This window comes from Streptomyces sp. NPDC058221 (assembly GCF_042882365.1).
Classification (GTDB): Bacteria; Actinomycetota; Actinomycetes; order Streptomycetales; family Streptomycetaceae; genus Streptomyces.
In genome coordinates this window covers 16786-37883 of sequence record NZ_JBHVWF010000075.1, presented here as the reverse complement: position 1 = coordinate 37883, position 21098 = coordinate 16786, and the positions used below count along the sequence as shown (strand labels likewise).

Here is a 21098-nt window from a genome sequence, read left to right as displayed (position 1 = left end):
GTCCCGTACCCCCCCGACCATCGGCGGGGTACGGGACGCGCTGCCGGGCGAAGGGGCGCCCCGGCGGCCGGACTTCGCACCACCCGTGACCAGCAAAGCCCACTCACAGCGCTCCGATAGCATGTTCGAGCTCACTACGAGCGCCGTCATCGCCCGTCTTCCTGCCGGAACGCCAGGCTTTCCGGCAGGAGGAGTGACTTACCAACCAACGTCTAGCAAATCGGCCAAACAATTGATACCGATAGCATCGCGGGTGTTTTCGCGAATAAAAAGCACAACTACGTTCGCCACGTGGCGTCACCCGCGGGCGATACTGTGGGCCACGCTGGGCCTGGCGGCCCTCGGGTTCCTCATCGCGCTGGAGATTTCCGCGCGTCATTACGGACTGCCGGGGCCGATCACCACCCAGGCGCAGGAGGTCATATTCGCCCCACAATCGGGCTTCCTCCTGTACGCCAGCATGGGGTTGATGATGGTGGTTCTCACCTGGCGGGAACGGTTCATCGCGGCCGGCGTCGCGATCGGCATCGACATCATCATTTTCCTGGTGCGATGGGCGGCCGACGCCAGGGTGACCGAGGGCCACCCTTTCGGCAACGGCGCGTTGTGGGTGATTCTGGGTTATGGCGTCATAGCTGTCACGCGCCGCAAGGGCCGGGAGCGGGTCCTGTTGCTCAAGGGCGTCGGGCTGGGCCTGCTCCTGGTGGCGGGCCGGAAGACCGGCGACACCTGGCTGCTCATCACCTCGAAGACCCGTCCGGCGGTGCTGGACCAGTACGTGGCGACCGCCGATCACGCACTGGGCAACCCGTCGTGGCTGGTGGGCCGGCTCGTCGAGGCCACCGGCCCGGTCGGCGCCCGCTTCCTCGACTACGTCTACACCCAACTCGCAGTGGCCGCAGTGGTTGTCGCGCTGTACCAACTGCGTAACGTGGCATCCGAGCGCCGCTTCCCCGGCCACCATCTGGTGCGCACCTTCCTGGTCATCGGTCTTCTCGGGCCAGGCATCTATGTGATCTTCCCGGTGGTCGGGCCGGTCTTCGCCTACGGTGCCGACGGCGGACAGTGGGCGCTGTCCAATCTGTGGCCGGACACGATGCCTCAGATCACCGCCCCGCACCACATGACATTCGACGAGATCACCCCACGTAACTGCATGCCCAGTCTGCACACGGCATGGGCCACCGCAATCTTCATCCACTCCCGCAAGGGTCCACGGATTCTGCGCTTCGCCGGCGCTTTCTGGCTGCTCGCCACGCTCGGTGCGACTCTGGGATTCGGTTACCACTACGGCGCTGACATCATCGCCGGAGTGGTCTTCACACTCACGATCGAGGCAGCTCTGCGTTCCATGGAACGCGGTTGGGACCGGTCGGGCATTCAGCTGGTCGCTTACGGTTCAGTGGTGTTCGCCGCGCTCCTGGTGTCATATCGCTATCTGCCGATGGAAATGGCCCGGCATCCGTGGGTGTTCGGACCGCTGCTCATTCTCGCGATGAGCTCGGTGATCCACCTGTACGTACGGACCACCGAAATGTGGGACCCGAAGGCGGCCCCGGCACGGCAACCGGAACCGCTGCCCGAACCGGTGTGAGGCAGGCTGCGTCAGGCGACGCGCAGGCTTCACGGCACGAACGGGCCGGGCCGGCCCCCGGCGACGGCTTCGCCCAGGAGGTGGGCGAAGCCGGACCGCTGCCGGAGTACGGCCCGGTAGGCGAAGCGGTCCCGGCCGTGGCCGGCCCCAGCCACCTCGGTCAACTCGGTCAGGGCAGGATCTCGATGTACCCGTCGGTTCCGTGCACGCGGATCCGCTGACCGTCCCGGATCAGCCGGGTGGCCTGCTCCACGCCCACCACGGCCGGCAGCCCGTACTCCCGGGCGATCACCGCGCCATGGGTCATCATGCCGCCCACCTCCGTCACCAGGCCCGCGATCGCGACGAACAGCGGCGACCAGCTGGGGTCCGTGAAGGTCGTGACCAGGATGTCGCCCGCTTCGAGGTCGGCGTCCGCCATGTCGAGGACGACGCGGGCCCGCCCCTCGACGGTCCCGGCGGAAACCGGCAGACCGATCAGGGCGCCGGCAGGCACATCGTCACGCCGGTAGGCGCCGGTGACGGCCTCACCGTCCGATGTGAGCACCCGTGGCGGTGTGAGCGCCTGGTACGCGCGGAACGCCTCCTTGCGCTCCTGGATGAGCCGGCCGTCCGCCTGGTTGGAGCGCACAACGTCGTGGAGTTCCTGGAACGTGAGGTAGAAGATGTCCTCCTTCTCAGGAATCACGTTGGCCCGGACGAGGCGCTCGGCCTCCGCCAGCAGTGCCTGCTTGTAGGCGAAGTAGCGGCTGACGATGCCGTACTTCGGGTACTCCCGGTATCCGATGAAGGTTCTGACCTGGTCGATCATCCGCTTGGCCTCGTCGGCTTTCCGGTCCCCGTCCGGCAGGGCCCGCAGGCGTGACAGCACGTCCTGTTCCTTCTTCTGCGCCTTCTGACGCCCCTGTTCGAAGCGTCTCCGGGCGGCACCCGGCTCGAAACTCCTGACGTTGTCGAGGATCACCGGCACGAGGGTGGTGGGGCGCTCGCGCCAGCGTGGCCTGGTGATGTCGATCTCGCCGACGCAGCGCATGCCGTACCGGTCGAGGTAGGCCTCGATGGCGTCGCGCGCTTCGGTCCCACCCGCGAGCTTCGCCAGGCCGTCCAGGAAGCCCTCGTCCTCGACGCCCTGCAGGAACGCCACGACCTCCGGGTGCGGTCGGACCGCGTCCGCGACGTCGAGCAGTGCCAGCCCCATCTCTGATGTGATGTTGTCGGGGGCGGACAGCGTCAGCGTGTCAGCCGCGTTCTTCTCCCCCAGCCACTCCTCCAACCTGTCGTTCAGCCACCACGTGGCGTCCATCCCCGCCATGATCGCCCGGAAGTTCAGCGGATCGCCGAGAACCCTCTTGTGCTCCTCGAAGGCCTTCAGCAGGAAGTCGAACAGCGCCGGTCCGGTCTTCGTGCGGATATCGCGTTCCAGGGCGCCGACGGACACCTCGCTGCGCTCGATCAGCTCGGGAACGATGGCCGGATCGGCCTCGACCGGGGTGGACGCATTGCCGGCCGGCGGCCTGCCGGGGCCCTCGTCCGGGAGCGACGGGACGAATTCGTCGCGGTCGATGACGGTCTCCAGAGCATCCCTCACCAGCGGATCCCCCTTCCCCATGACGTCCAGGAGGCCGGCCCGGCTCGCGGGCGATGCCAGGCGGCCGGTGACGTCGACGAACAGCCTCCCGCCGGCCTCGTGCATCGGCACCATGGCCGTCAGCTGCCACATGGAGAACCCCAGCGGCTTCATGGGGTCGGTCATCATCTGCTGATGTCCGACGGACACGTAGACGTGGTTCTCCCCGTCGCCCCTCTCGGGGACGGGGAACAGCGTCGTGATCGGCCGGCTCTGCACGATCTGGAAGCCGTCGTCGCCCAGGCACCATTCGATGTCCTGCGGGCTACCGAAGTGTGCCTCGATCCGCCGCCCCATCTGCACGAGCCGTACGACCTGCTCATCCGTCAGCGCAGGCTGCTCCTGCCGCTGCGAGTCGATCTCGACTTCATGTGTCCCACCCGCGGGCGAGGCCTCGACGGCACGCTGTTTGGCAGCGATCGTCCTGGCGACGACTTCGCCGTCCCGCACCTTGAAGACATCCGGGTTCACCAGGCCCGAGACCAGTGCCTCGCCGAGGCCGAAGCCGGCGTCCACGGTGGCGACCTTCCGGTTGCCCGAGACGGGGTCGGCCGTGAACAGGATTCCGGCCGCGTGCGGGAGGACCATCTGCTGCACGACCACGGCCATGTGGACCGTACGGTGGTCGACGCCGTTCCGTCGGCGGTAGGTCACGGCCCGCTCGGTGAACAGCGATGCCCAGCACCGGCTGATGTGCTGAAGGATCGCCGTCGGCCCCACGACGTTCAGGTACGTGTCCTGCTGGCCGGCGAAGGAGGCCGTCGGCAGGTCCTCCGCCGTCGCGCTGGAGCGGACGGCGCAAGCGGCTTGCTCACCGAGCCGGGCGAGTGAACCGGTGATCGCTGCCGCGAGATCACCCGGAATGGCAACCCCTTCGATGGTCCGGCGAATCTCCGCGCTGAGCGTGCGGATGGCCTCGCGGTCGTCCGGGTCCACACGCGCCAGCTCATCGAGCCGGCCGTCGATCGACGGCGCCTCGGCCATGATCCGCCGGAAGGCGTCCGTCGTCACACAGAAGCCGCCCGGCACGCGGATGCCTTCGACGCCCGACAGCCCACCCAGATGCGCAGCCTTGCCGCCGACAACCGCGACCTCCTTCGCATCAACCTCTTGAAGATCCAACACGTACTGCTCAGTCATCGCGATACCTCCGAAGCAGCCGCGCTCGATTGCACTGCGGTGGTGGATCGAATCATCGGCGCCTCCCCTTCTGTCGAACTTCCTGCCGAACATGCCCTCATCCCCGGTCGTCCTCCCTCGAACGAGCCGGGCGGCGCGCACCCCCGCACATCCGCGCCGAGCACCTCACAGCTGCGCTGCCTGGTCCCACCTCTGATTCGACCCCACCGTGTCCCTCGTTCATCGACAACAACACACGCACCTCGTGGCGCCGTTTCCGCAGGTGGTGACATCGAGCGCCGATTCTGCGTCATGACCGGGGCCTTGCGGCAAGCCCCCCGACGGGCTATAAATTAAGAACGGCAAGGAGAGCTCTTTCTCCTTGCCTTTGTTTTTTCTGCGATGCAGTCGCGGCCGCGGGGCCGGGAGCCCCTCCGCCCAGAGCATGGGAATTCTGCGTCCGTGGGCCGGTAGGAGCGAGGGGCAGCGCACCGGATCGCCGTCACGGTCGGCCGATCTCCAGTCCCACGGAGCCGCCACCCGCCCGGCGCGCGGCCGGGCCAATGGCCGAGCCGGTAGCGCCGCCGTCCTGGCGCGCACCCTGTGGCGGACCTCCGGGCAAAGCTCTGCCGATCGGGCGGGCATGACCCGTAGGGGCCCGGCAGCGAATCTGCCGGGCCGCCTCCGGTCAGTGGGTGTCGGTTCGCCTTTCGAGGCGAGTGCCGTGACGAAGGGTGATCGACATCAGGTCGCTGGGGGCGTTCAGTTCCAGGCGGTGCCAGCGGCCGCGGGGGACGATCACGACGGTGCCCGCCGGCACCTGCACCATGTCCTCGGCGCCGGGCGTGGTGGCACGGAAGTAGAGGCGGACGCCGCCGGCCAGACAGCACACCGCCTCTTCCGCCTCCGGGTGCATCTCCCAGTGGTCGGCGTGGACTTCGGCGTCGGACTCCACGTGGAAGGTCGCGATCTGCCAGGCACGGGAGTCGCTGCTCGTCATCTGCCGTTCGGCGGCTTGGACACCGCCGTCGGGGCGAAACTGCAGCGCGGAGGCGAACAGGTCAATGGGGGCCGTTGTCATGATGGCGTTCCTTCGAGTCGGTTCTCTGCGGGTGCGGCGGATTGCGGGTCAGGTGTGGCGGCCTGACGTCGGGGCAGCACGCCGATCGCCACGACTGCCGCGAGTACGAAGAGGCCTGCGGTGACAGCAAGGCCCAGGGCATAGCCGTCGTTGAGGGCGGCGGGGTCCGTGGCGGAGCCGGTGCGGAGTGCGGCGACGGTGGCCAGGGCGGCCAGGCCGACGCAGCCGCCGAGTTGACGGGAGCTGTTGAAAAGGCCGGAGGCCATGCCGGCCTCGCGGGAGGCGACACCGGTGGTCGCGGCGGCGGCGACCGGAGCCAGGACCAGTCCGACGCCGACTCCGGAGACGATGCAGGGGCCGAGCACGTCGGTGAGGAAGCTGCCGCTGGGGCTGATGAAGGCCATCCAGCTCAGGCCCAGTGCAGCCAGCAGCGCACCGGGCACCAGGGCAGCCCGAGGGGTCCGTGCCGTGATGACACGGGTTGCGATGACGGTGCCCGCGACCAGGCTCACGGAGAAGGGGAGGAACGCGGTGCCGGTCGCTGCGGCACTCATGCCCAGTACCTGCTGCATGTACAGGGACACGAAGTAGAACGCCGTGAACTGTCCGGCCGCGGCCAGGAACACCAGAACGTTGGCACCGGCCACCCAGCGGCTGCGCAGCAGACCGAGGCGCAGTAGCGGCGCGGGGGCCCTGGACTCGGCGAAGGCAAAGGCGGCCAGGAGCGTGGCCGCGACGGCGAGGGTTGCCACGGTGGCCGGGGAGCCCCACCCGAGGCTGTCGGTGCGGACGACACCGAATACCAGTAGCCCCACTCCGCCGGTCGCCAGGACGGCGCCGAGCACGTCCGGCCTCTCGCGCCGGTCGGGCCGCACGCCGGCGGGCACGCCTGCCAGAACCAGCGCGAGTGCCACCGCGAGGATGGGCAGGTTCACCAGCATGACCCAGCGCCACCCGGCGTACTCCGTCAGCAGGCCGCCTGCCAGTACCCCCAGCGCTCCCCCTGCGGCGTTCACCGCGCTCCACACCCCGAGCGCCCGTACACGCCGAGGGCCTTGGGGGAAGGTGCTGGTGAGCATGCCCAGCGCGGCCGGGGCAGCCGCGGCGGCACCCAGCCCCTGGCCCGCACGGGCGGCGATCAGTTGCCAGGGAGCCTGGGCCAGGCCGCCCGCCAGCGAGCACACCCCGAATACGGCAAGGCCCACTATCAGCAGCCGACGGTGACCGTACAGGTCACAAGCGCGGCCCCCCAACAGCAGGAGTCCGCCGAAGGTGAGCGCGTAGACGTGCACAACCCACGACAGGTCGAGCGGCGCGAATCCCAACGCGGTGCGGATTGCGGGCAGCGCGACATTGACCACCGACATGTCCAGGGCGAAGACGAATTGGGCGACGGCCGCGGCCGCCAGCACCGCGCCGGGTTGCCCTCGCGAGTTTCTATACATGTATAGAAACTAACCGCAGAGGTTCGCGGTTGTCGAGGCCTGGGGAATGATGGGGGCATGCCGCAGCCGTCCGCACCCCGCAAATCCCCTGGCCGACCTCCTCGTATCTCCCGCGAGGAGGTCATCGGAACGGCCCGCCGGATCGTGACCGAGGAAGGCGTGAGCCGGCTGACCATGCGGCGCCTGGCCACCGAGATCGGCAGCACGCCGATGGCGCTCTACCACCACGTCCGCAACAAGGAAGAACTGCTCGTCCTGCTGCTTGACGACTACGCAGCGCGGGCGCTGCACCGGCCCGAACCGCCCGCCCACCCTCGCGAGCGGGTCATCGTTGCCGCCGCCGCGATCCATGAGGCGCTCGCCGCCTGCCCCTGGATCGTGGAGGTGCTGACGGCGGACGACCTGATGTCGGCGTCCGCGCTGTGGTTCGTCGAGCAGATCGTCGACGGCCTGGTCGAATGCGGGCTGTCGCCCGAGCGGGCCGTGCACGGTTACCGTGCGATCTGGTACTACACGGCCGGCGAAATCGTGGTGCGGGCGACGGCGGCCCGGCGACGCGAAGGCGAGGACCGTGCGACCTACCGGGAACAGGTCTTCGGCGACCTCGACCCGGTTGAGCTGCCCAGGCTGGCGCAGGTCGCCGACCGCTGGGCACCGTTGACCGGTGAGGACACCTACCTGGACGGGCTCCGAGCCCTGGTGACCGGCCTCCTCGGCAGCCACTGACGGCCTTCGATTTCCGGCGCGCCTTGTCGCCAGGCAAGGACGGCCGCTCCCCGGATCGCGAGGCGGGCCTCGCTTCGCCGCGTGCGGCGCCGGCAGTCCTGTTCGAAGCCGACCAGGACGCCCTGCGGCCGGCGCCGGAACGCCTCGCGGACGCCATTCAGCTCATGCTCATGTCCGCGGGCCGCCCTGGCGCTCCTGACCCGCTGAGCACCGAAGAACTGGTGGACCTCTTCCTCAACGGCGCGCTCACCACGCCCGGGAGGCCCAATGACCACACCTGACGAGGCTGCAGGAGTACGAGCCCGAGGGCGTTCCCGGCGTGCCCCTGAGTCTGGGCGGCGTCTGCAATCCAGTATCCGACGGAGCCGCGGCGCAGGTGCGGCTGCGGCTGCGGCTGCGGCTGCGGCTGCGGCTGCGGCTGCGGCAGGATGCCTCCGACGGTGACCTGCCCGATCACCTCGTCCTCCGCGAGCACCACGCCCGGCCGGACGGCGCCGGTCCGGTATCCGGCCAGCAGGCTGTCGATCCGCTCCACCTGGCCCTCCGGGGTGAAGAAGCCAGCCGCCTGGGCCGGTTCCCAGCGCCGGAAGGCCTCGATGTCCCGCCGCCCCTGCGCCCGCCGGAGTTCTCAGACCTCGGGAAGGGAAGGATCCGGCGTCCAGGGAGATGGCGCGGTGATGGACCAGCGTTCGTGGTCGCGCCAGACCCCGTCGATATAGAGACAGGAGGGCGACAGTTCTTCGTAACGAAAGCCCAGACGATGGAGTCGAAGGTCCTCGAAGGCGTGCCCCAGGGCGGCGGCGAGCCCTTCGGTCATGTAACCCCGCCCCGCGGACGGGGCGAAGGCCGCATAACCGAGGGATGCCCCCTGGCACCGGCCCCACCGGTCTCCAGAACGCGGATCACATAGCCCAGGTTGGTGTCGTCCTCGAAGCGGCGCATCCAGACCCGGAACTCCTCAGCGGATGCGGGCAGTTGCACTCACGGCAGGTGGAGTTCGGCACTGGCCCGCACGAGCGAGCAGAACTCTGCCCGGTCGGCGGGAGTGAGTGGGCACAGTTCGACCCGTGACGGCGCAGTGAACATCGGCACATGCTAAGGGCTGTCCCGTAATCCCTGGCGGGCCACGCCAACGGGCGGCAGATGAGGAGGATCGCTGCCGGGGCCAGGGCTCGGCCCCGTCAGATCGTGGCGGTGTGTGACAGAAACAGGACGGCTGTCGACAGCGCGAGCATGCCCAGGCAGTTCAGCCAGAACTCCTGCTTGAGGAACCGTGCACGGTAGTGGGCGTAGGAGGCACATACGAAGTAGGCGATCACCGCGACGTTCGTCGTCACACCGACGCCCTCGTACCGGAGACCTGCGGCAAGCCCTGCCGCCGCCAGGAGCTTGACCACTACGAGCGTCCACCACCAGTCGCGTGGGAAGCGCACTCCGTCCAGACACTGCTGAATGAACATCGGGGGACGCACCGACATGATCGCGTCGGAGAACAGCACCACAGCGAGCAGCGCGGTGGGCCACCAGGGGTCGGGCGTGCTGATCATGACTCGGTTCCTCCGCGGTGGACGACGAAACGGATGACTTCTCGGAACTGGGCGACCGCCGCCCGCTGGTCGAGGGCGCCGTTGCCGACGGTCATGAGGATGCCCAGGTAGGCGAAGTAGAGGGTGCGCGCGCCGGCACCGGCCTGAGTGGCGGTGAGCGGCGTGCGAGCCAGGAGAGTCTCGAGCTCGGTGAGCAAGGCCCGGGCGAGGGCCTGGAACACCGCTGATGCATGGGTGCCGCGGACGATCACCGCGGCGTACTCCCGGGACAGCTCGAGGTCCAGGGCAAAGTAGGTGATGAAGGGTTCGACCAGGTTCAGGACCGCCTGGGTCGCGGCCGCGGGGGCCAGCGGCGTCACGTGGCCCTGCTCCCGCTCGCCGTCCCGGCCCTCGTGCACGGCGGCGATCCAGGTGTCGAAGATGGCGACGAGCAGAGCGTCCTTGTCGCCCACCGACATGACGGTGCCCGTGCTGACTTCCGCGTCGGTGGCGATCTGGCGGATCGTGCTGGCGCCGAAGCCCTGCTCGCGGAAAAGCCGTTCAGCCGATGCCAAGACCCTGCGTCGCGTCGCAGTCCGCTGCGCGGCTCGTGACTGAACGTGTTCAGTGAACATGTTCAGGATCCTAGGACGCCAGACCCGCGCCCACAAGGGGAACGGCACGCCGACGCTCAGCGCGTGAGGATGCCGACGGCGCGTCGCCCGCGCACCTGTCCCGGTACGCGGGCTGTGCCAGCTGCCCGGCGCGAACACCACACAGCCGGCCCCGCGCCACACGTCAGCCCCTCCTTGCCCCCGCACCCGCCGCGCGGACGGCCGGTGCGACCGGAGCGCCGTCCTCTCGCGCCGAGGACAGCGCGGCCTCGACCACCGCCACGGCCGCGTGGATGTCGGCCGCCGTCACCAGCGGAGTGCGCCCGTGGCGGATGTCCTCACAGAACTCGGTGAACACCAGCCGCAACGCCGTCACACCGGCGGGCCCGCCGATCTGCCGGGAGCGGCTGCCGCCGTCCGCTCCGCGCACGGCGACCGAGGGAGCGTCCTCGTCGGCGAGTACGTGACCGTGCGAGCCGAGCACGCGCAGACTGGACGACACGGGGGCCGGGCCGACCCCGGCGGGTGTGCGGGCGACGGTGGCCGTCGCCACCACTGCGTTGCCCAGGCGGAGCGAGAGGACCGCCGCATCCTCCACGCCGTAGGCGCCGTGCGGGCCGTCGAAGAGTGGCGCACGCGGTGCGCCGCTGCTGAAGGCGACCACCTCCTCCACCTCAAGACCGGTCAGGTGACGGATCGCCAGGGCCGGATACCAGCCGAAGTTCATGAGCTCTCCGCCGCCGGACAAGCCCGGGTCGCAGACGAGTTCGGGGCGCTCGACGGTGGCTCCTTCAAGGCCGCCGGCCGCGAGCCACTCCGCGTCCACGGCCAGGGGCAGACCGATCGCACCGGAGTCCACGATGCGCCGGGCGCGGGCGATCTGCGGGGAGTAGAGGCGGTGCACGGCCGTGAGCAGCCCCGGGGAGCGGTCGGCGGCGTCCCACAGCCGCTGTGCGCCGAGGGTGTCGGTCGCAGCGGGTTTGTCGACGATGACGTGGCAGCCGGCTTCGAGCGCTCTCACCGCCAGGTCGACGTGACGCGTGGGCTCGCTGCACACGAGGGCGATGTCGCAGGAGGCGAGCCCCTGGTCCAGGTCGACCAGCGGGATGCCGGTCGTACGCGCGAGAGCGGCGCTGTCCTCGGCGAAGGGGCTGTCGGCAGTGTCGGCGCAGCCGATGACCTCGATGCCTGGCAGGGACCGGAGCAGCGGCACGTAGTCGCGGGCGTGCCGCACCCCGGACGCGATGAGGATCCTCATGTCAGCAGACCTCCTTGACGTCGACGGGGCGGCCCTCGTCCGCGCTGAGCTGCGCCGCCAGAGCGGCGGCGAGGGCGGCACGGATCTGGTGGGGCGCGGTCAGCGGAGCCGCGGCCCCGTCGAGCACATCGCGCAGGTGCCTGGTCTGCTCGGTCATCGCGCCCTCGATCGAGGCAGGCGCGACGGGCGACGCGGAGTGTGACCGCGGCTCGTTCTCGCTGCTGTGGTGCAGGGTGCCGGTGGTGCCGGAGAGCATGAGCCGGCGGACGAACGTGCCGCGTTCGACGAGTGCGTAGCAGAGTTCGACGGTGGCGAGAGCGCCGCCGGCGAACCGTACGAGGATCTGGAAGCTGTCGGGGGTAGGCATCCCGGGGGCCCAGGTGCGGCAGGGGCGGGCGAAGACCCGGACCGGTTCGTCGTCCATGAGCCAGGTCAGCAGGTCGAGGGCGTGCACGCCGTTGTGGGCGACGTGGCCTCCCGAGCGGGACGAGTCCAGTTGCCAGCCCCGCCAGCCTCCGGGCCAGACATGTCCGGTGTACCAGGTGAGGTGGGCCAGGCGGGGCGTGCCGATCGCGCCCTCGGCGACCGCCTGTGCGATCTCCAGGTGGACGGGCTGGAACCGGGCCGTCTGGGCGACGAGCAGGGGGCGGCCGGCCGCCTTCGCGGCTGCGAGGATCCGGTCGGCGTCGGCCACGTTCAGCGCGGCGGGCTTTTCCAGCAGGACGGCCCGGCCGGCCCGGAGCGCGGCCACGGAGAGTTCGGCGTGCGACTCGGGAGAGGTGCACACGGCGGTGACGTCGATGCTGTCCGACCATGCGGTCGCCGGGTCGGTCGACCAGGTGGCGCCCTCGGCGAGAGCCGCCAGCGCGGCGGCCCGTTCGGGATGCCGGTCGACGACATGAGTCAGCCGCAGCCCCGGCACACCAGCGAGCGCAATGACGTGATCACGGGCGATGGCTCCCGCACCGATGACGGCCACCCGGTGGTCACTCCCCCGCTGTCCGGGGTCACGCGATCTCATCTCTCCGGGCACTGGGGCGGTGCTCATCCGCGACTCCTCACTCGATGATCAAATCTTGGACATCAGACATCTTATGTCTGATGTCCAAAAATGAATACCCCCGGTTATGTGCGACATTCCGCTGGTTCCCCGAGCGACGTGCATCGGGAGCCGAGAAGTGATCGCGGTCCCCATGGAGGGCCGGCGCCGGCGGGCGATGGCGACCGAGGCCCTTGACCCGATGGAACGCTTCTTCGCCGAGCGAGCCTGCGATCCTGCGAGCGCCTGATCGTCGAGTTCGCGCGCCGCCTCGACCTGGGCAATCCGGGCAGTGTCGCGGACCTCTTCACGCCCGACGGGGTGTGGAAGTTGCCTCACGGGCGACCGCAGGGTGCCCGCTTGAGCGAGATGCACCTTCTTGCCCGTCGACCGGCTCAGGGGCTCGCGGTCACCACCGCTCACCCTCCGGGCAACACTGATCCAACGGCAACACCCCTGCACAAACAGGCTGTTGCCGACCCCCGGGTCCATATCCAGAAGCGTCACCCTGGGGGTGCGCTTCACTGCACTCAGGTCGGGTGCGTACGGTACGACCGTCCCGGAGCGCTGCGCGGCCGGGGTGCCCCGACTGCGCGGACGGCGCGGCCGAGGGCCGAGCTCCCGGGGGCGGGGATGGCACACGTGGAACACGCTGACAAGGCCGAGGCGGGCGCCGAGCGGATCGAACCGCTGGACCGGCGGGTGTTCGCTGTCGCGGGGGTGGTGTTCGCCGTACTGATGGCGCTGTCCGGGCGCTACGGTTTCCACCGCGACGAACTGTACTTCCTCGACTCCGCCCGGCACCTCCAGGCGAGCTATGTGGACCAGCCGGCGTTGGCTCCCCTGCTGGCCCGGGTTTCGTTGTCGCTGTTCGGGGTCTCGGAGACAGGCCTGCGACTGTGGCCCGCGCTGGCCGCCGCCGGCACCGTGGTCGTGGGCGGCCTGACCGCGCGGGAGTTCGGCGGCGCGCGACGGACGCAGCTGCTCGCGGCCGTCGCGACGGGCACCATGCCCGTGCTGCTGGGCAGCGGGCACGTCGCCAACACGACCTCGTACGAAACGCTGGCATGGGCGGCGCTCGCGCTCGTGGTCGTGCGGATCGGCCGCACCGGCGACACCCGGTGGTGGCTCGCCGCAGGGGCACTGGTCGGCATCGGCTCGGAATTCAACCACCTTGCGGCGAGCTTCGGGGCCGTGCTGCTGGCCGCGGCGCTCCTCGGCCCCGCCCGGCGGACCGTGGCCGACCGCCGAATGCTCGCCGGGGCGGTGATCGCCGTACTGCTCGTGCTGCCCGACCTGTGGTGGCAGGAGCGGCACGGCTGGGCGATGTTCGAGATGACCCGGGCGCTGAACGGGGAGCACGGCGGCCCGGGAAACATTCCCACCTGGATCGTGGGCCAGCTCAGCATCTCCTGCGTGGCGATGGTGGTGCTGTGGATGGCGGGCCTGCGGTTCCTGTGGCGGTCCGGCCGCCCGCTGTGGCGGTGCCTGGTGATCGCGTACGCCGTGCTGTTCGTACTCTTCGCCGTGACGACCGGCGCGCAGGTCTACTACCTGGCCGGTCTGTACGTGTGCCTGCTGGCGGCGGGGGCCGTGGGACTCGACGAGTGGCTGCACTCCCGCCCGGAGCGCATGCGCCGCCTGGTGATCGCGACCGCCCTCTCGGCCGCGCTGTCCGCCGTGATCGCGCTGCCGGTGCTGCCGGCCTCCACCATGGCCTGGGCGTACGGCCTCAACTCGACATCCGGGGAGACCCTGGGCTGGCCCCAGCTGGTCGGCTCCGTGCAACAGGTGTGGGCCGGTCTCCCGGCCGGACAGCGCGCCAACGCGGTGATCTTCGCGGCGGACTACGGCGAGGCCGGTGCCATCAACGAACTGGGCCGCGGCACCGGACTGCCCACCGCCGTGGGGGCGCAGAACACCAACTGGTGGTGGGGCCCAGGCAACGCGCACGCCACCACCGTGCTGGCGGTCGCCCCCGGCCCCGACCATGCCCCCGGCTACGCCGCCCACCTGCGCCAGTACTTCCGGCACGTCCGCGTGGCCACCGGCCTCTCCAATCCCAGCGGCGTGCACAACATCGAATGGGGCGGCAGCGTCTACGTATGCACCGGGCCCCGGCACCCCTGGGGCCAGATGTGGCCCCAACTGCGCAACTACGCCTGACGTGACGTCATCAGCACCGCGCCGAAACGAGCCTGATCGGCCGGCTCAACAGCGGCAGCAAGGTGCCCGCCGGCGCATGAGGTGCCGGCGGGCGTCCTGCCCTACTGTGCCGCCTCCGTCACCGTCGTGAACGGCAGGACCAGCCGGGAGGGGTGCGCCGCGTCCCGGTAGATCTTGTGGGTGACGGGGCGGCCCACCGGCAGGTGGAAGGCGTCCGGCGGCAGGAGCGCGTTGTGCGAGTCGGCCAGCGGCTCGTTGTTGGAGAGCTCCACCACCAGTCGGTGGCCGGGCAGGAAGGTGGCTGCGAAGGGGTAGAGCCGCAGCACGTACTCCTCGATCTTCCCGGGCTGCACCGGAACGGCGTGGGTGTGCGGGTGGTGGGGGTCGCCCTCGGTGGTGCGCTCCTCGTCGAGCTCGCGGTGCGATGCCTTGAGGTAGCCGCTGGTGATCAACTGCCGGGCACCGCCCGGGGACTCGTCCCACAGACGCAGGATGAAGTTGGTGTCCACCTGGTCGATCTCCGCGAACAGGTGCGCCGCACCGGTGCCCATCAGTTCGGTGGGCTCCTCGAACGGACCGGTGCTCCAGCTCAGCATCTCCACCTTGTCGGTGACGGTGAGCGGTGCCTGGTAGAAGCCGTCGGGCGCGGCGTGCTCGAAGCCCATCGTCTCGGGCTGGAAGGAGAGTTTGTGCCGCGGGCGCAGGTAGAGCGACTTGTGCTCGGCCTCCTTCGGCGGCCACTGCTCCCCCGTGGCGATCTCGCGCGAGCCCTCCACGAAGACGTTCACGGCCGGCTCCTCCATGACGCCGTTGTCGATGCCCTTGAGCCAGTACTCGTACCAGCGGAACATCTTCTCGTGCTCCTCGACCCAGGGGCGCGACTGCATCGGGGGGTAGGAGCCGATGTCGAGCTTCTTGGGGCCCTTCAGGGTGTTGAACAGGTCGATGTGACCGTCGACCGTCCAGCCCCGTCCCTGGTCGATCTGCAGGTAGACCGGGATCTCGATGTTCTCGGCCAGCGTGATGGGGTTGCGCTCCTGGTACCAGTCGCCGTCGAACTGGTTCATCACGATGTCGAACCAGAACTCGCGGTTCTTCGGGTACTTGAGCACGTGCACGAGGTTGGGCCAGGCCGCCACGTCCGGGTCCTGGAGCCGCTCGTCGACGAGCTTCTTCAGCTCCTCGGGAGAGTGCACGTCGTGCATACGGGACTTGATGTTGGTGTGCGCGATGCCGGAGTCACCGCCACGGCCCTCACGGGCGGCGCGCGGCATGAACCACATGACGCCGCCGTGGTAGGTCGTCTCGTAGAAGTCGAAGTGGCCGCCACTGACGAAGATCGCCTTGAGATGCGGCGGCCGCTCGGCTGCGGCGAGCACCTGCATGGAACCGAAGTAGGAGATGCCGATCATGCCGACGTTGCCGTCGCACCACGGCTGCGCGGCGACCCACTCGACGACGTCGTAGAGGTCCTGCCCCTGGGAGACACCGCCGAAGTTGTAGTTGCCGATCATGACACCGCCGGAGCCACCGGTGCCACGCATGTCACCGATGACGTGGACGTAGTCCTCCTTGACGACGCGAGCGATGTCGCCTGCCTCGATGCAGCCGTCCCACATCGGGCTCGGCCGGCGCTGCGGTGGCGTGGTGAGGGCGAGGGCCTGCAGCTCCTTGCCGTAAGCGCTCATCGCGATCAGGGCGGGCCGCGGCTTGTCGTCCGGGCCCTGGTAGGCGTCCACGGCGAGTTCGACGCCGTCCCTCATCGGAACCCGCAGATCCTTGCGGACGGCGATCGTCTGTTCGCCGGCCCGGATCGTCTGGAAGTCAGTCATGAGTGCGAAGCTCCTGTGTCACAAGTTCTGTTCCGGATGCGTGCGGTAGCCGTTCATCGAGGTGAAGAACGGCGAGGGCTCGAGCGTGGGGTCGCCGGTATAGCCCAGTTCCCCGGCGGCGCGGGCGAACGGCGAGTACGGCGAATCCGTCTCCTGGAGGCCGGCCTCCAGGCAGCCGCAGGCGGCCGCGCCGACCCTGCCCTCGACGGCGAGGCTCTGCTCGATGGCCGCCTGGGCCTGCACGGCGTCGAGTTCGACGCCGTAGGGCGTGCCGTCGGCACGACGGTACGGATGTCCGAGGTAGAGGTTCTGCGGACGGACCTCGTCTCGCAGGTACTCCAGACTGGTGCGGTAGCCCGCCGGATCCGTGTAGCCGGGGAAGCCGTTGGCGGCGCCGTGGACCTGTACGGAGTCGCCGACGAACACCGAACGCTGACCGTCGACGACGTAGGCGACCGACCCGGGCGTGTGGCCCGGGATCGAGTGCACCGAGACGGTGACGCTGCCCCCGAGGGACAGTGTCTCTCCGCCCTTGACCAGCAGGGAGGGCTCCATCTCGCCGGAGATGACGGCATTCGTGGCACCCGTCACCTTCGCCTCGCCCTCGGGGTCGCCCAGGTACTGTCCCCGCCCCGCGAGGTACTCATCCACGTGGGCCCGCCGTGAGCGGAGCATCGGTGCGTCGGCCTCGTGAATGACCACCTGTGCGCGCCGGCCGGTGAGCTCCCACAGGGCGTGCGCCCCGCCGACGTGGTCGATGTGACCGTGGGTCAGCAGGATCCACCGCACGTCCTCGATGCGACGGCCTATCGCCTCCAGCGCCGGGGCCATTCCCTCGGCGGGCGAGGAGGCGATCCCGGTGTCGACGACGGCCGGTTCGGGTGCGTCGATGAAGAAGCTGTAGAGCCCGAACCGGCCCCATGGCGAGACCAGGGGATGGACGTTGACTGCGTGTGTCATGGTCTTCTTTCTGAACTCGTGCGCGGGTCGGCCGGAGTCAGCGCCGGGTGAGGAAGTCGCGCGTCTGCGCGAAGACCTGGTGGTACTCCGGGATCCAGGAGAAGTGCTGGACGAATCCGTGGCCCGCGCCCTCGTAGCGGCTCACCGTCGCCGCCACGCCGGCCTCGCGCAGCCGCTTGCCGTAGAGCTCGCCCTCGTCGCGCAGCGGGTCGTGCTCCCCCGTGACGACCAGGGCCGGCGGCAGTCCGCTGAGGTCGGCCCGCCTGACCGGCGAGACGAGCGGGTCCGCGGCATCGGCGCCGCTGTTGACGTAGAAGGCGTTGAAGGGCTTCAGACCGGCCGTCTCCAGGCCGTAGCCCACGGCGTTGTCCCGCAGCGAGGCGTAGCGGTCGACGTCGAAGTCCAGGTCCAGCGAGGGGTAGTAGAGCACCTGGTGGGTGATCCGGCGAAAGTCGTCGTCGTGGGCCCTGGCCGCGACCGCGGCGGCGAAGTTGCCGCCGGAGCTGTCGCCGGCAATGGCGAGGGTCGTGCCGTCCCAGGCAAGGCTTCCGCTTTCCTCGGCGACCCAGCGCACCACCCCGTAGCAGTCGTCGAGACCGGCCGGGAAGGCTGCCTCGGGTGCCAGGCGGTAGCCGGCGGAGACGACCTTGAGCCCGGTCTCCTTCGCCAGCGAACGTGCGATGTGGTCGTGCGTCTCCAGGCTGCCGAGGAAGAACGCGCCGCCGTGGAAGTAGACGAGCACGCCGTAGCTGTCGGCCTCCACCGGTGTGTAGACCCGCACCGGTACCTCGCCGGACGCCGTGCGTGCGGTCACGTCCTGGACCGCGTGGAGCGGCAGACGATTGTCGAAGGGGGTGACATGCGTTTCGTCCCCGGCGCGCATGGCGACCGGGTCGAGCGGGCCCTCGGACGGGGCCGGCAGACCGGCGACGAACTTGGCGATCTCGGGATGCAGCGTCATGGTTTCAGTCCTTCGCAGCGGCGGTGGGCTTCTGCCCGGGGAAGACCTCGTCGATCTCGCCCTCGGCCCCCCAGCTCTGACGCGAGATCGCCTGCAGCTTGTCGGTCACGGGCTTGCGGGTGGCCTGGAACAGGGCCAGTGCCCCCTTCACGGAGGCGGACTCCCGCAGGGCGTCGGCGAGCGCGCCGGCGTCCTCGACCGCGGAGTTCGCACCCTGGCCCTGGTGGTGCAGCATCGAGTGGGCCGCGTCGCCCATCAGCACGACGGAGCCCGAGTGCCACGTGTCGATCGAGTCGATGTCGTAGACGGCGCGGATGTTCACGGTGGCCATGTCGAGGTCGCGCGTGATGTTCACGAGGCGCTCGTCGAAGCCCCCCACCGTCGCCAGGAGTTCCTCCTTGCTGACCTCCGGCACCCAGGTGCCGTCCGGGCACAGGGCGGTGATGTCGAACGACACCTGGTTGCGGTGGCGCAGCGGCAGCAGATAGATCTTCGTTCCCCGGCCGATGTACATCCGCAGGTTGTCGTCGACGACCATTCCGTAGGCGTCGTCGACGGAGATGACAGCGCGGTAGGCGTGCTCGCCGGAGAAGACCGGGCCCTTGTCGCTGAACAGCCCGCGGACCACGGACTTGATGCCGTCGGCGCCGATGACCAGGTCGGCCTCGACGGTCTTGCCGTTGGCGAAGGTCAGGACGGAGGTGTCGCCCTTGTCCTGGACGCTCTCCAGCTTGTGGCCGAGGTGCACCATGCCCTCGGGGAGCACGCTCAGGAGAGCGTCGATGAAGTCCCCGCGGTGGATGAGGTGGGTGTGGGTCTGCTCACCGGAGACCGGCCACTCCTCTTTCATGATCGGCTCGCCGGTGGGCGTGAGGATTTCGAAGAGTTCGCTCGGCGAGCTCACCTTCGCGATCGCGTCGAAGATGCCCCATTCACGGAACCGGTTCATGGTGGAGGGCCGCAGCCCGATGCCGGCGCCGGCCTCCCGGATCTGGTTCGCCTGCTCGTAGACGTTGACGTCCGCGCCGAGCAGGCTCAGCGCCTTGGCCGCCGCAGCGCCGCCGTACCCCGCTCCCACAATGGCGATCTTCAGGTTCTTCAGGTCTGAGGGCTGCATAGCGGTTCTCTCTACTTCTGGATGGTCAGGAAGTCGGCGGGGTTGTCGACGAAGATCGTCTTGATCGTGGCCTCGTCGAGACCGGCGTCACGGAGGTCCGGGATGAGGTCCTCGAAGATGTAGTTGACGGTGTGGCCCTTCACGCCCGGCCAGCCCAGCGGGCTGCAGTTGGCGTCGGCGGAGGCCAGGACCTGCGTGAGCCGGCCTTCGCCGATGAAACGGAGGAAGTGGTCGAGGCGCTCCTTGCGGGGGCGTGCCCAGAACGGCGGGTCCGGCAGCTCGGTCTCGTAGCCGAAGGTGTCGAAGCCGATGCGGCCGCCCTGTTCCGCGATCCAGACATCACGTGTCCTGTCGGCGTTCACGCCGTCGTCGACGTGCCCGAACAGGACCCGGTGCAGCGGGAGTCCCTCTTCGGTGAAGATCGCGATGGCGTTCTCGGCGTCGATCGCGAGGTGGGTCAGGATCGGCACACCGGTGGCCAGCGAGGCCCGGGCCGCGGCGCGGTAGATCCGCTTGTCCAGGTCCGTCATTCGGCCGCCGCGGCTCACCCCGACCTTGATGACACCGGCGAGGCTGCCGGTGTTGCCGATGCCGACGGTGATCTCGTGGACGAACTGACTGGTCAGGTACTCGACACTGGCCCCGGCGAAGAACGGCAGGGCTGTGTCGCCACCGACGAAGCCGGTGCAGGCGACGATGTGGACGCCCGTCTTCGCGGACAGCGACTTGTAGTAGTCGACGTCACGGCCGTTGCAGATTCCGGTCGCGTCGACGAACGTGCCGCCGCCGTACTCGTGGAACCGGCGCAGCTTCGGGACGGTCTCGTCGTACCGCTGCTCCGGGGTCTTCCACCACTTCGTGTCCAGCTCGGAGCCCGGCATGCCGTAGCCGACATGTTCGTGGACGGCCACGAGACCCAGCTCCTCGGCCGGGACAGGTCCCAGGACGGTGTTCACTCTCGACAAAGCATTCACCTTCAGGAAAGTCGGAACGGGTTGGTCGTTCGATGTCGCGCGGTCAGCGCACCGACAGCAGGTCGCGCGGGTTGTCCACGAGAATCCGCCGGACCTCCTCGGCGCTGAGCCCCTGTGCCGTGAGGAGCGGGACGAAGGTGGTCAGGACGTAGCTGTACGGCAGGTCGTTGCCGGAGTGCCCCTTGGCCACCCCGGTCGCGCTGCTCGACAGCAGGATCCTGTCGCCGAAGCCGGCCCGCACGAGGTCGGCGGTCAGAGCGGCGCGCTCGGCATCGCCGATGTGCGTCTCGTCCTGCGTTCCGGCGTGGTCCAGCGCGACGTAGGCGCCGCGGCGGGCGATCTCCATCGGCGCACCGGCGTCGACGGCGTTCCTGCGGTCGAGTCCGCCGACGGCGACGCGCTCGGCCGGCAACTTCTCGTCCAGGAGGACGTCGAGGTCGTGGACGGCGTCGGCTCCGTAGCGGACGGAGACGGCGACACCGGTGCCCAGGGCGGTCCGGGCGGCGCCGCGGAACAGACTCTCGTCGGTGGCGGTCATGCCCTCGCTGGTCGCGGCGGTGGCGATCAGGCCGGCGGCGCCGCGTCGCTCCACGCGCGGGACCACCATGCCCTCGGCGACCTCCTTGGTGAAGAGGTCGGCGAACTTCTCGGCCGGCCACGGGGTCGGCGGGTTGGTCTGCGGGGTGAGGAAGTAGCCGCCGAGCAGTTCCTCGGGGCCCTGCCCCGTGGACGCGACGATGTGCACGCCGGTCGCGCGGGAGAGCGCCTCGTACAGCCGGACGTCCCGGCCGTGGAACATGCCGGTGCTGTCGACGATCGTGCCGCCGCCGTGGGTTCGGAAGTCCTTCAGCTTCGCCGCGAGGGTCTCGAAGATCTCCGCGCGGTCGATGGTGATGTCGAAGGCGTACTCGGCGCCCGGGAGCACTGACAGCAGTGCCTCGTGCACCGAGACGACGCCCAGTTTCTCGGTCGGCACCGGCCCCAGAACGGTATGCACGGTGTTGCTCTTGACGCTCATGCCTGCCCTCACGTGTCGGGGTGGGGTGCGCAAAGCACCCT

The 21098-nt window shown here is 69.5% G+C and carries 19 protein-coding genes; 3 read left to right on the top strand and 16 right to left on the bottom strand.

Annotation, left to right across the window (positions count from 1 at the left end):
* The first annotated feature begins 331 nt into the window (after positions 1-331).
* Complete coding sequence (locus ACFVW8_RS23075) at positions 332-1594, top strand: phosphatase PAP2 family protein (RefSeq protein WP_389692889.1); 1263 nt, start codon at positions 332-334, stop codon at positions 1592-1594.
* A 29-nt stretch (positions 1595-1623) separates the two neighbouring features.
* On the opposite strand, the gene ACFVW8_RS23070 is transcribed toward ACFVW8_RS23075, so the two are convergent.
* The 4 genes from ACFVW8_RS23070 to ACFVW8_RS23055 form a co-directional block, all read right to left on the bottom strand.
* Positions 1624-1758, bottom strand: coding sequence for a hypothetical protein (locus tag ACFVW8_RS23070; RefSeq protein ID WP_389692883.1), 135 nt, complete (start codon positions 1756-1758; stop codon positions 1624-1626).
* 5 nt (positions 1759-1763) lie between these two features.
* Positions 1764-4361, bottom strand: coding sequence for a rifamycin-inactivating phosphotransferase (gene rph / locus ACFVW8_RS23065; protein WP_389692881.1), 2598 nt, complete (start codon positions 4359-4361; stop codon positions 1764-1766).
* A gap of 667 nt (positions 4362-5028) precedes the next feature.
* Positions 5029-5421, bottom strand: a complete 393-nt coding sequence (locus ACFVW8_RS23060; protein ID WP_389692879.1) for a cupin domain-containing protein — start codon at positions 5419-5421, stop codon at positions 5029-5031.
* Positions 5418-6866: an MFS transporter gene (locus ACFVW8_RS23055; RefSeq protein ID WP_389692877.1), complete on the bottom strand. Its 1449-nt coding sequence runs from the start codon at positions 6864-6866 to the stop codon at positions 5418-5420. The genes ACFVW8_RS23060 and ACFVW8_RS23055 overlap by 4 nt, the downstream gene beginning before the upstream one ends.
* Positions 6867-6923: 57 nt before the next feature.
* Between ACFVW8_RS23055 and ACFVW8_RS23050 the strand changes: the two genes are divergently transcribed.
* A complete protein-coding gene (locus tag ACFVW8_RS23050; RefSeq protein ID WP_389692875.1) occupies positions 6924-7592 on the top strand; it encodes a TetR/AcrR family transcriptional regulator in 669 nt (222 codons plus the stop codon).
* A 157-nt stretch (positions 7593-7749) separates the two neighbouring features.
* Here the strand turns inward: ACFVW8_RS23050 and ACFVW8_RS23045 are convergent, their stop codons facing one another.
* From ACFVW8_RS23045 to ACFVW8_RS23020, 6 genes are all read right to left on the bottom strand, one after another.
* On the bottom strand, positions 7750-8127 hold the full coding sequence (locus tag ACFVW8_RS23045; protein ID WP_389692873.1) for a hypothetical protein: 378 nt from the start codon (positions 8125-8127) through the stop codon (positions 7750-7752).
* 93 nt (positions 8128-8220) lie between these two features.
* Entirely contained in the window at positions 8221-8538 is a 318-nt protein-coding gene (locus ACFVW8_RS23040) for a GNAT family N-acetyltransferase (protein ID WP_389692887.1), read from the bottom strand.
* A gap of 235 nt (positions 8539-8773) precedes the next feature.
* Positions 8774-9139, bottom strand: coding sequence for a DoxX family protein (locus tag ACFVW8_RS23035; protein WP_389692871.1), 366 nt, complete (start codon positions 9137-9139; stop codon positions 8774-8776).
* The gene (locus ACFVW8_RS23030) at positions 9136-9693 is read right to left on the bottom strand and encodes a TetR/AcrR family transcriptional regulator (protein ID WP_389692869.1); all 558 of its coding nucleotides are present in this window, start codon (positions 9691-9693) and stop codon (positions 9136-9138) included. The genes ACFVW8_RS23035 and ACFVW8_RS23030 overlap by 4 nt, the downstream gene beginning before the upstream one ends.
* Before the next feature lie 223 nt (positions 9694-9916).
* On the bottom strand, positions 9917-10990 hold the full coding sequence (locus tag ACFVW8_RS23025) for a Gfo/Idh/MocA family protein (RefSeq protein ID WP_389692867.1): 1074 nt from the start codon (positions 10988-10990) through the stop codon (positions 9917-9919).
* A gap of 1 nt (position 10991) precedes the next feature.
* Positions 10992-12038, bottom strand: a complete 1047-nt coding sequence (locus ACFVW8_RS23020; RefSeq protein WP_389692865.1) for a Gfo/Idh/MocA family protein — start codon at positions 12036-12038, stop codon at positions 10992-10994.
* Between the two features lie 633 nt (positions 12039-12671).
* Between ACFVW8_RS23020 and ACFVW8_RS23015 the strand changes: the two genes are divergently transcribed.
* A complete protein-coding gene (locus ACFVW8_RS23015) occupies positions 12672-14195 on the top strand; it encodes an ArnT family glycosyltransferase (protein ID WP_389692863.1) in 1524 nt (507 codons plus the stop codon).
* 101 nt (positions 14196-14296) lie between these two features.
* On the opposite strand, the gene ACFVW8_RS23010 is transcribed toward ACFVW8_RS23015, so the two are convergent.
* The 6 genes from ACFVW8_RS23010 to ACFVW8_RS22985 form a co-directional block, all read right to left on the bottom strand.
* Positions 14297-16027 (bottom strand): CocE/NonD family hydrolase, encoded by a 1731-nt coding sequence (locus tag ACFVW8_RS23010; RefSeq protein WP_389692861.1) that lies wholly within the window; start codon positions 16025-16027, stop codon positions 14297-14299.
* Between the two features lie 18 nt (positions 16028-16045).
* Positions 16046-16987 carry an MBL fold metallo-hydrolase gene (locus tag ACFVW8_RS23005; protein ID WP_389692859.1) on the bottom strand — a complete coding sequence of 314 codons (942 nt, stop codon included), beginning with the start codon at positions 16985-16987 and terminating at the stop codon, positions 16046-16048.
* A gap of 37 nt (positions 16988-17024) precedes the next feature.
* Complete coding sequence (locus ACFVW8_RS23000) at positions 17025-17948, bottom strand: alpha/beta hydrolase (RefSeq protein ID WP_389692857.1); 924 nt, start codon at positions 17946-17948, stop codon at positions 17025-17027.
* A gap of 4 nt (positions 17949-17952) precedes the next feature.
* The gene (locus ACFVW8_RS22995) at positions 17953-19065 is read right to left on the bottom strand and encodes an FAD-dependent oxidoreductase (protein ID WP_389692855.1); all 1113 of its coding nucleotides are present in this window, start codon (positions 19063-19065) and stop codon (positions 17953-17955) included.
* Positions 19066-19076: 11 nt separating this feature from the next.
* Positions 19077-20021, bottom strand: coding sequence for a phosphotriesterase (locus tag ACFVW8_RS22990; RefSeq protein WP_389692885.1), 945 nt, complete (start codon positions 20019-20021; stop codon positions 19077-19079).
* 61 nt (positions 20022-20082) lie between these two features.
* The gene (locus ACFVW8_RS22985; RefSeq protein ID WP_389692853.1) at positions 20083-21057 is read right to left on the bottom strand and encodes a phosphotriesterase; all 975 of its coding nucleotides are present in this window, start codon (positions 21055-21057) and stop codon (positions 20083-20085) included.
* Positions 21058-21098 lie beyond the last annotated feature (41 nt).